This window comes from Pseudomonas fluorescens (assembly GCF_000802965.1).
GTDB lineage: Bacteria > Pseudomonadota > Gammaproteobacteria > Pseudomonadales > Pseudomonadaceae > Aquipseudomonas > Aquipseudomonas fluorescens_A.
Genome location: NZ_JSAK01000016.1, coordinates 110,466 through 120,853 on the forward strand (window position 1 = coordinate 110,466; position 10,388 = coordinate 120,853).

Below are 10,388 nucleotides of genomic sequence, written 5' to 3' on the forward strand. Positions count from 1 at the left end.
ACAAGTGTTATGGGTAAGAATGTCGTAGTCCTGGGCACCCAATGGGGTGATGAGGGCAAAGGCAAGATCGTTGATCTGCTGACCGAACATGCTGCCGCCGTAGTGCGCTACCAGGGTGGCCACAACGCTGGTCACACCCTGGTGATCGACGGCGAAAAAACCGTCTTGCACCTGATCCCGTCGGGCGTGCTGCGCGAAGGCGTGCAGTGCCTGATCGGTAACGGCGTGGTGGTTGCACCTGACGCCCTGCTGCGCGAGATCACCAAGCTGGAAGAGAAGGGTGTGCCGGTGCGCGAGCGCCTGCGTATCAGCCCGTCCTGCCCGCTGATCCTGTCCTTCCACGTTGCGCTGGATCAGGCCCGTGAAAAGGCCCGTGGCGAGCTGAAGATCGGTACCACCGGTCGCGGCATCGGCCCGGCTTACGAAGACAAGGTTGCACGTCGTGGCCTGCGTGTGGGCGACCTGCTCAACATGCCGCGCTTTGAAGACAAGCTGCGTGAACTGGTGGATTACCACAACTTCATGCTGGTGGGTTACTACAAAGAGCCAGCCATCGAGTTCGACAAGACCCTGGCCGAGTGCAAAGAATACGCTGAGCTGCTCAAGCCGCTGATGCTGGACGTGACTGCCGAGCTGCACGACCTGCGTCGCGCTGGCAAAGACATCATGTTCGAGGGCGCCCAAGGTTCCCTGTTGGACATCGACCACGGCACCTACCCGTACGTGACCAGTTCGAACACCACCGCTGGCGGCGTTGCTACCGGTTCGGGCGTTGGTCCGATGTTCCTGGACTACATTCTGGGCATCACCAAGGCTTACACCACGCGTGTAGGTTCGGGTCCATTCCCGACAGAGCTGTTCGACGAAGTCGGCGCGCACTTGGCCAAACAAGGTCACGAGTTCGGCGCGACGACCGGCCGTGCTCGTCGTTGTGGCTGGTTCGATGCCGTAATCCTGCGTCGCGCTATCGATGTGAACAGCATCTCGGGCATTTGCCTGACCAAGCTGGACGTACTCGACGGTCTGGAAACCATCAATATCTGCGTCGGCTACAAAGATGCACAAGGTAATGCGGTTGCCCCGACTGATGCGGACAGCTACGTAGGTCTGCAGCCTGTATACGAAGAAGTGCCTGGCTGGACCGAGTCGACCGTGGGTGCCAAAACCCTGGAAGAGCTGCCAGCTAATGCTCGTGCTTACATCAAGCGCGTCGAAGAGCTGATCGCTGCACCGATCGACATTATTTCGACGGGTCCGGACCGCAACGAAACCATCGTTCTGCGCCATCCGTTTGCCTGATAAGCTGTTGATGTAAAACACAAAGGCCCCTTAATCGGGGCCTTTGTCGTTTATGCCTGTTGGACGGCATGACCTTTGCTATTAGCTTTGATTAAAACGCCACTTTTGGCGTGCCATCAATTTAATGGCGCTTATGCAGAGGGATATCAAGTGTCGGCCGTTCTCTCATTGTTACAAAGCCGTCTCTTGCGGCCAGTGTTCGTTACCCTCGGTATCGCCCTATTGGTGCAGGTGCTGGTGGCTGTTGCCCTGACCCGGAGCACAGTGACTGCGCTGGAAGCAGACTTGGGTGTGCGTCTGGGGGCGGACAGTCAAAAACTCTCCGGCGAACTTGAGCAGGCGGGGCGTGAAGTCACCTCGAGTCTCGACAGCCTCTCCACCAGTACGCGTCAACGACTCACGGCCGGTTTGTCCTCGCGTTTGGAGGAGGAGCAGGCGCAATTGCGGGCCACGCTGGAAAAAGACCTGAAGGACTCCGCCAATGACATGGCGCAGCTTCTGGCGTCGGTCGCACCCCGCGCCATGTGGGACAGCGACGTTCCGACCCTTTCCGAATTCGCCCGCCGGGCGCAGCGCAATCCCAACGTGTTGTTCGTCGTGTACGACGACGCAACAGGTCAACACCTGACGCGCTACCTCAACCGGGAAAATCCGATCAACAAGGCCTTGTTGGAAAAAGGTCAGGGTGAACGGGCGCTGGACAAGGTGTTGGACGCGGCGAAGAACGATCCGTCGGTCTACTACCTCGAGGCCTCGATCAATCCCAATGGCGTGGAAATCGGCAAGGTCTTGATGGGTGTCTCCACGGCTTCGGTGGAAACCGATCTCGCGGCCCTCGACAAGCGCTTCTCGGCCCTGATTGCCAGCAGCGATCAACTGGTGGGCGACAGCCTCAAGGGCGCGGCGGCGGACAGCGCAGCCGCAATGCGTGCGCGCCTGACCTCCGCTCAGTCCACCGCCTCTGAAATGAAAGCCAACACCACCAGCACCGTGCAGGAAGCGGCAGCCACTTTGCGCTGGCGCATCGGCATGGGCCTGGCGCTGGTAGGCGCCGGCGTTCTGCTGTTGCTCGCCGTGGTACTCGGGCGTCGAGTGGTTAACCGCCTGAAAATGCTGATTGCCGCCATGGACGATCTGGCCGCTGGCGAAGGTGATCTGACCAAGCGTGTGCAGATCAACAGTAAGGACGAAATCGGCGACATGGCCTCGGCGGTCAACCGTTTTGTGGATAAATTGCAGCCGATCGTGCGGGAGGCGGGTGATGTGGCCCAACGTACCGGCGTGGAAATCGGCGCCATGACCCTGCGCAATGCCGGCGCCGATGCGGCGGCGGGCCTGCAGCGCGATGAAGTGGCCGAGAGCCTGCGTGCGTTGTCGCGGATGGCGGACGAAGCTCAGTCGGAAAGCCATGCCATGCAAGCGGCTTTGAAACAGGTTGTGGATATCCGCCAGGCCACTGATGAAAACACTCGGACCTCGGCGAAAGTCGGCGGTCTGATCGAGGCGTTGGCCGGTCAGGTCGATACCGGGGCGCAAGTCATCGAGCGATTGGCGCAGCAAAGTGAGCAGATTGAAGTGGTGCTGACGGTGATTCACGGGATCGCCGAGCAAACCAACCTGCTGGCGCTGAACGCGGCCATCGAGGCGGCGCGAGCCGGGGAAACCGGACGCGGGTTTGCGGTGGTGGCTGACGAGGTTCGGGCGCTGGCGAGCAAGACCCAGAGCTCCACGGGCGATATTCAGGCGCATATTGTCGCGCTGCAGCAGGGCGCACGCGAGGCGGTGGCGGCGATCGGGCAGGCCGGGCGCCAGGCCAGCGAAGGTTTGCTGGTGTTGCGTGACAGTGCGCGGTTGCAGCAATCAGTGCAGGCGTCGGTGGAGCAAGTGCATGCGGCGATCGGTCTGGCGACCCAGGCGGCGGCACATCAGGCGCAAGGCGCACAGGCGGTGCGTGGTCGGGTCGAGACCATTCATGCGCAGGCCGAGAAAGCGGCTCAGGCGGTGGTGGAAACCACGGCCAGCGGCAAAGTGCTGGATGGGTTGGCGGCGCAGTTGAAGGCGAGCCTGGGGCAGTTCAGGGCTTGATGCCTTAAAGATCAAAAGATCGCAGCTTGCGGCAGCTCCTACATGGGAATACGCGTTTCACTGTAGGAGCTGCCGCAGGCTGCGATCTTTTTGCTTTATCAGCGGCTCAAATACATCCGGGTCGTTAACAGGTAGACGGGCAACCCCGACACCAATATCAGTAGCGCCGCATAAGGCGCCGCCGCCGCAAATTCCACATTCGCGGTATGCGCCCAAACTTCGGTAGCCAGCGTATTAAGCCCGGTCGGGCTCAATAGCAAGGTCGCCGTCAGCTCCTTCATCGCATCCAGAAACACCAGCGCGAACGCCGCTCCCAGCGCCGGAAAGATGATCGGCAGGGTCACTCGGCAGAACGCGCTGAACGACGATGCACCCAGCGTACGGGCCGCCTCTTCCAGTTGCGGTGCGGCCTTGTTCAGCGCCGTGCGGATCGGTGCCTGAGCCAGCGGCAGAAACAGCAGCGCATAAGCGATCAGCAACAATGCCGACGTCTGGTACAGCGCTGGCACATAGTGCAAGGCGAAATAGACCAGGGTCAGTGCGATGACCAATCCTGGCAGTGCATGCAGCAGATACGGCAAGCGTTCAGCCCAGATTGCCAATTGGCCTTTGTATCGCACGACCAACAGTCCCACCGGCACCGCCAGAACCAGGCAAAGCGCCGCGCCGCCCAGCGACAGCGCCAGGGACGAAAGCAGCGCTTCTCCGATGGCTGCCACCGGGAATGCCGCCGACGAGCCCACGGCCAGCCAATACGCCAGCATCCCCAGCGGAATGCCGCTGCCGATAATGGCCAGCAACAGGCAGTAAAGTTGTCCGGCGATCGCCCACGGTCCCAGACGAACCTGCTCCGCTTGCCTCGCTGCGCCTTGCCCTGTGCGAACGTGTCGGCCCTTGCCGCGAACGCGCAATTCCAGCCACAGCAGCATCAAGCACAGGGCCAGCAACACCGCCGACAGCATCGCGGCGTTGGCGTTGCTGAATTCCAGCTCAAACTGTTGATAGATCGCTGTGGTGAAGGTTTGCAGGCCGATGATCGACAGCGCGCCGAACTCCACCAGCATGTGCAGGGCGATCAGCAGGGAGCCGCCAAGCAGCGATGGCCAGAGCAAGGGCAGGGTGACTTTGAAGAACACACCCCAGCGATTCTGACCGAGGGTGCGGGCAGACTCTTCCAGGGACGGGTCAAGATTGCGCAGGGTTGCCGCGACCGGCAGAAAGATCAGCGGATATTTGGACAGGCTCATCACCAGAATCGCCCCGCCCAAACCTTCGAACTGAGCGCTCAGCGAAACCCAAGTGAAGCTGCTGACGAACGCTGGTACGGCGAACGGCAGGCACAGAATCACGCCCCAGAGCCGCCGTCCCGGCAGATTACTGCGTTCCAGCAGCCACGCCAGCGACAGGCCGATCACGCCGCACGCCAGCGTAACGCCGACCATCAGCGCAAGGGTGTTGCGCAGCAAACCAAACACATACGGCCGCCACAGCAGATGCAGCGCTTCGGCCCAACCCGCTTGCCAGGTCTTGAGCCCGACATAGGCCAGTGGCAGCAGGCTGAGTACGACCAGCAACAAAACCGGCAGCAGCAGCCAGATCGATGGCTGCTTGCGCCGCGGTACGTAACCGCCGTGTGCTGTGGGTGCGGGAAGCGATGGGTTCATCAGTTCAGACCAACATCACGTTCCAGGTCCAGGGCTTCTTCGGCATTGCCGAGGTCGGCTGGCGTGACGTTTGGTGCTTCCAGTTCGCTGAACGGCTTGAGGCCGCGATCCGACTCCATGCCCTTGTGCAGTGGATATTCAGCGGTGGTCTGGGTGATCACGCGCTGACCTTCTTCGCTGGCCATGTAGGCGAGGAATTGCTGGGCTTCTTTTGGATGCTTGCTGGATTTAAGTACGGCGGCGCTGGAAACCGTGATCAATCCACCGACGTCGCCACCGGTGAAGTAGTGCAGTTTCGAATCCAGCTGGCCTTTTTCGCGCTGCAAGGCGAACCAGTAGTAGTTGTTCACTAGAACAGTGGCCACTTCGCCGTTTTCCACAGCCTTCAACGCGACCATGTTGTTGCTGTAGGTCTTGCCGAATGCGCGCAGGCCGGTCAGCCATTCTTCGGCGGCGTCCATGCCGTGGACCTTGATGATCGCAACGGCTTGTTCCTGGAATGCACCGCTGGTAGGCACGAAGCCGACCTTGCCTTGCCATTTCGGATCGGAGAATTCCATCACCGATTTCGGCAGGTCTTTTTCATCGATCAGTTTCGGGTTGAAGGCAACGACGCGAACCCGGGCGGTTACGCCAATCCAGGTGCCATTGCCGGCGACGTATTCCTTGGGCAGAACCGCCAGGGTTGAATCGTCGGCCTTGGCCAGGAGCCCTTGTTCACCGAGTTTGTTCAGCGGTGGTGATTCTTCGGTGTAGATCACGTCGGCGGGGGAGCGATCACCTTCTTCGACGACTTGGCTGGCGAGCTGGTTGCTGCTGCCTTTGCGTACATTGACGTGAATGCCGGTCTTGGCTTCGAAGGCTTTGGCGATGGCATCGCCGACCTCCTTGTGTTGACCGTTATAGAGTGTCAGGGAAACTGGATCAGCAGCCTGGGTGAGGGGAGTGGCGATTGCCAGGCCGAGCAGGGTGATGGTCAGGCCGCGGCGCAGGGTATTTCGAAACATCATTCGCAGGGTTCCTCACTGTCGCATTGCAAAAACTTGCAACAATGATAAACGATATTGTTTCTCAAATGCGCCTTGCAGTGAGGGAGTCGTTCTGTTGGGGCAGGGTGAGGATGCTCATTGTGGCGAGGGAGCTTGCTCCCGCTCGGCTGCGAAGTAGTCGTATATTCTGCAGGCGGGATCTGACTCAAGGAAGAACTCGGGCCGCTTCGCGCCCAGCGGGAGCAAGCTCCCTCGCCACAAAAGGCTCAGCGCTGAAAATTTCAGAAGGGCAGAAACGCAAAAACCCGCTTTCGCGGGTTTCTGTGAAATCCAAGATCGTAACCTTGAATTTGAATTGGTGCCCAGAAGAAGACTCGAACTTCCACGACCTTGCGGTCACCAGCACCTGAAGCTGGCGTGTCTACCAATTTCACCATCTGGGCATTCATCTTCAGCGTTGCCGCTGTTGATGTGGCGCACTATACGGAGAGCGTTTTGATCTGTAAACCCCTGATTAAAATTAATAAACCAGTGGTCCAGAATGCAGAAAACCCGCTTTCGCGGGTTTTGTGTGAGCCTTGAAATTGATCTAATCTCAAGCTCGAAATTGGTGCCCAGAAGAAGACTCGAACTTCCACGACCTTGCGGTCACCAGCACCTGAAGCTGGCGTGTCTACCAATTTCACCATCTGGGCAGTATCGGCAACGTTGTCCGTCGTCGATGGCGCGCACTATACGGAGCGTCTTTTTAACTGTAAACCCCCGACATCAAAAAAACCTGGAAAATTTCGCCAGCGGTCTGCAAATCAGCTTTGATGTGTCGATACAGGGCTTTAGATGGGTCGTCTTAGCTTGAAATTTCCCGTTTCATTACGCCTATGCCAAACTAACCCGCATATAGACAAGGTGAAAACTCTCTAATGGCCGATTGGCAGTCCCTCGATCCCGAGGCCGCTCGTGAAGCGGAAAAATATGAAAACCCTATCCCTAGCCGCGAACTGATCCTTCAGCACCTTGCTGATCGAGGTTCGCCTGCTAACCGCGAGCAGCTGGTCGAAGAGTTTGGTCTGACCACAGAAGACCAGATCGAAGCCCTGCGCCGCCGACTGCGCGCCATGGAGCGCGATGCTCAACTCATCTATACCCGTCGCGGCACGTATGCACCGGTGGACAAGCTCGACCTGATCCTCGGTCGCATCAGCGGTCACCGTGACGGTTTCGGTTTCCTGGTACCGGACGACGGCAGTGACGACCTGTTCATGAGTCCGGCGCAAATGCGCCTGGTGTTCGACGGTGACCGCGCCCTGGCCCGTGTTTCCGGCCTGGACCGTCGTGGTCGCCGCGAAGGCATGATCGTTGAAGTGGTGTCCCGCGCTCACGAAACCATCGTCGGCCGCTATTTCGAAGAGGGCGGTATCGGTTTCGTGGTTGCCGACAATCCGAAGATCCAGCAGGAAGTGCTGGTGACGCCGGGTCGTAACGCCAACGCGCAGATCGGTCAGTTCGTCGAAGTGAAGATCACTCACTGGCCGACGCCACGCTTCCAGCCGCAAGGCGACGTGGTTGAAGTTGTGGGCAACTACATGGCACCGGGCATGGAAATCGATGTCGCCCTGCGTACCTACGACATTCCTCACGTCTGGCCTGACGCCGTGCTCAAGGAAGCCGGCAAGCTCAAGCCGGAAGTCGAAGAAAAAGACAAAGAGAAGCGCATCGACCTGCGTCATCTGCCGTTCGTCACCATCGACGGCGAAGATGCCCGCGACTTCGATGATGCGGTCTACTGCGAAGCCCGTCCGGGCAAGCTGCGCCTGTTCTCCGGCGGCTGGAAGTTGTACGTGGCGATCGCCGACGTATCCAGCTACGTGAAACTCGGTTCGGCGCTGGATGCCGAGGCCCAGGTTCGCGGCAACTCGGTGTACTTCCCCGAGCGCGTGATCCCGATGCTGCCTGAGCAGTTGTCCAACGGACTTTGCTCGCTGAACCCGCAAGTCGATCGTCTGGCCATGGTTTGCGAGATGACCATCTCCAAATCCGGCGAAATGACCGACTACTGCTTCTACGAAGCGGTGATCCACTCCCATGCTCGTCTGACTTACAACAAAGTCAGCGCGATGCTCGAAACGCCGAAAGCCACCGAAGCGCGCAAGCTGCGCGGTGAGTACACCGACGTTGTGCCGCACCTCAAGCAGCTCTACTCGCTGTACAAGGTGCTGTTGGCCGCCCGTCATGTGCGTGGCGCGATCGATTTCGAAACCCAGGAAACCCGGATCATCTTCGGCTCCGAGCGCAAGATCGCCGAAATCCGGCCGACCGTGCGCAACGATGCGCACAAGCTGATCGAGGAATGCATGCTGGCGGCCAACGTGGCCACCGCTGAATTCCTGAAAAAGCACGAAATTCCTGCGCTGTACCGCGTTCACGATGGCCCGCCACCGGAGCGTCTGGAAAAACTGCGCGCGTTCCTTGGCGAGCTGGGTCTGTCCCTGCACAAAGGCAAGGACGGCCCATCGCCGAAGGATTACCAGGCACTGCTGGCCGGGATCAAGGATCGTCCGGATTTCCACCTGATCCAGACCGTCATGCTGCGTTCGTTGAGCCAAGCGGTGTACAGCGCTGATAACCAGGGTCACTTCGGCCTGAATTACGAAGCGTACACTCACTTCACTTCGCCGATTCGCCGCTACCCGGACTTGCTTACGCATCGGGCAATCCGCAGCGTGATCCATTCGAAACAGGACACCCCGCACGTTCGCCGTGCTGGTGCGATGACTATTCCGAAGGCACGCATCTATCCGTACGACGAGGCGGCCCTGGAGCAACTCGGCGAGCAGTGCTCGATGAGCGAGCGCCGTGCCGACGAAGCGACCCGTGACGTAGTGAACTGGCTCAAGTGCGAGTTCATGAAAGATCGCGTGGGCGAGTCGTTCCCGGGTGTGATTACCGCAGTGACCGGTTTTGGTCTGTTCGTTGAGCTGACCGACATCTACGTCGAAGGCCTGGTGCACGTCACCGCGCTGCCGGGCGATTACTACCACTTCGATCCTGTGCACCACCGCCTGGCCGGTGAGCGTACCGGTCGCAGCTTCCGCTTGGGCGACACCGTTGAAGTGCGTGTCATGCGCGTCGATCTCGACGAGCGCAAGATCGACTTCGAGATGGCTGAAAAAACCATCAGCGCGCCGATCGGTCGCAAAAAACGCGGCACTGAAACCGCAGCGCCAGCCGCCAAAACCGCAGCAGAGCCGGCCCCGGCGAAAACCGGTCGTCGTCCTGCCAAGGAAAAGGCTGTCGAAGCCTATCGCCCGAGCGATGCAGCGGCTAAAAATGCCGAAGTGCGCAAAAGTCGTGAAATGAAAAAGGCCTTGCTGGCCGATGCGAAAAGCGGCGGTAAAGCGGCGTCTGCGGGAAAGACCGGACGGTCGGCGCCTGAAAAGGCCCCCGGCGGCAAGCCAGCAAAACCAAGCAAACATCGTAAAGGCCCGCCAAAAGCGGGTTCCGCTCCGGCTGCGAAAAGCGGCGGGGCGCGTAAACCTAAGGCCAAGCCATGAGTCAGTTGGAAAAAATCTACGGCGTGCATGCGGTAGAAGCGTTGCTGCGTCATCACCCGAAACGCGTCAAGCAGATCTGGCTGGCGGAAGGTCGCAATGACCCTCGGGTCCAGACGCTGATTGAGCTGGCCAACGAAAATCGGGTCCAGGTCGGCCAGGCCGAGCGCCGTGAAATGGACGCCTGGGTTGAAGGCGTGCACCAGGGCGTGGTCGCGGACGTAAGTCCGAGCCAGGTCTGGGGTGAGGCGATGCTCGACGAGTTGCTCGATCGCACCGAAGGCGCGCCGTTGCTGCTGGTGCTCGACGGCGTGACCGATCCGCACAACCTCGGTGCCTGCCTGCGTTCCGCCGATGCGGCGGGCGCGCTGGCGGTGATTGTGCCGAAGGACAAGTCAGCGACCCTGACTCCGGTTGTACGAAAAATCGCCTGCGGCGCAGCGGAAGTGATTCCGCTGGTTGCCGTGACGAACCTGGCGCGCACTTTGGAAAAACTCCAGCAGCGCGGCTTGTGGGTTGTCGGTACGGCTGGTGAAGCTGAGGTCAGCCTGTATGACCAGGACCTCACTGGTCCGACCATCCTGATTATGGGTGCCGAAGGCAAGGGCATGCGTCGATTGACCCGCGAGCATTGCGACTATCTGGTGAACCTGCCGATGGCCGGTAGCGTCAGCAGCCTCAACGTTTCGGTGGCAACCGGCGTCTGCCTGTTCGAAGCCCAGCGTCAGCGCAGCGTCAAAGCCAAGGCTGCCGCCAAGAAGTCCTGATTCCCGCATAACCTATAGGAGCTGGCTTGCTGGCGA

6 protein-coding genes and 2 tRNA genes are annotated in these 10,388 nt (G+C 59.8%); 4 read left to right on the forward strand and 4 right to left on the reverse strand.

Translation table 11 applies throughout. The annotated features are described in order from the left end of the window. The first annotated feature begins 9 nt into the window (after positions 1 to 9). Together NL64_RS14435 and NL64_RS14440 are read left to right on the forward strand one after the other, a co-directional pair. Positions 10 to 1,299: an adenylosuccinate synthase gene (locus tag NL64_RS14435; RefSeq protein ID WP_034148746.1), complete on the forward strand. Its 1,290-nt coding sequence runs from the start codon at positions 10 to 12 to the stop codon at positions 1,297 to 1,299. Positions 1,300 to 1,449: 150 nt separating this feature from the next. Then, a complete protein-coding gene (locus NL64_RS14440) occupies positions 1,450 to 3,384 on the forward strand; it encodes a methyl-accepting chemotaxis protein (RefSeq protein ID WP_034148747.1) in 1,935 nt (644 codons plus the stop codon). A 98-nt stretch (positions 3,385 to 3,482) separates the two neighbouring features. Here NL64_RS14440 and NL64_RS14445 read toward each other — a convergent pair whose 3' ends face one another. From NL64_RS14445 to NL64_RS14460, 4 genes are all read right to left on the reverse strand, one after another. Next, positions 3,483 to 5,048 (reverse strand): ABC transporter permease, encoded by a 1,566-nt coding sequence (locus NL64_RS14445; protein ID WP_034148748.1) that lies wholly within the window; start codon positions 5,046 to 5,048, stop codon positions 3,483 to 3,485. After that, entirely contained in the window at positions 5,048 to 6,058 is a 1,011-nt protein-coding gene (locus NL64_RS14450; RefSeq protein WP_034148749.1) for an extracellular solute-binding protein, read from the reverse strand. Before NL64_RS14450 ends, NL64_RS14445 begins: the two co-directional genes overlap by 1 nt. 335 nt (positions 6,059 to 6,393) lie before the next feature. Continuing rightward, positions 6,394 to 6,480: transfer RNA gene (locus NL64_RS14455), tRNA-Leu, on the reverse strand. A gap of 165 nt (positions 6,481 to 6,645) precedes the next feature. Next, a tRNA-Leu gene (locus NL64_RS14460) sits at positions 6,646 to 6,732 on the reverse strand. Between the two features lie 225 nt (positions 6,733 to 6,957). Here NL64_RS14460 and rnr point away from each other — a divergent pair. Further along, a complete protein-coding gene (gene rnr / locus NL64_RS14465; protein ID WP_034148750.1) occupies positions 6,958 to 9,588 on the forward strand; it encodes a ribonuclease R in 2,631 nt (876 codons plus the stop codon). Beyond that, positions 9,585 to 10,352, forward strand: a complete 768-nt coding sequence (rlmB, locus tag NL64_RS14470) for a 23S rRNA (guanosine(2251)-2'-O)-methyltransferase RlmB (protein WP_007995003.1) — start codon at positions 9,585 to 9,587, stop codon at positions 10,350 to 10,352. Before rnr ends, rlmB begins: the two co-directional genes overlap by 4 nt. Positions 10,353 to 10,388: the final 36 nt, after the last annotated feature.

Bases quoted from the DNA above. Each gene is read 5' to 3' on its own strand.
- NL64_RS14435 (WP_034148746.1), top strand. From the start codon at position 10: ATGGGTAAGAATGTCGTAGTCCTGGGCACCCAATGGGGTGATGAGGGC.
- NL64_RS14445 (WP_034148748.1), bottom strand. From the start codon at position 5,048: ATGAACCCATCGCTTCCCGCACCCACAGCACACGGCGGTTACGTACCG.
- NL64_RS14450 (WP_034148749.1), bottom strand. From the start codon at position 6,058: ATGATGTTTCGAAATACCCTGCGCCGCGGCCTGACCATCACCCTGCTC.
- rnr (WP_034148750.1), top strand. From the start codon at position 6,958: ATGGCCGATTGGCAGTCCCTCGATCCCGAGGCCGCTCGTGAAGCGGAA.
- rlmB (WP_007995003.1), top strand. From the start codon at position 9,585: ATGAGTCAGTTGGAAAAAATCTACGGCGTGCATGCGGTAGAAGCGTTG.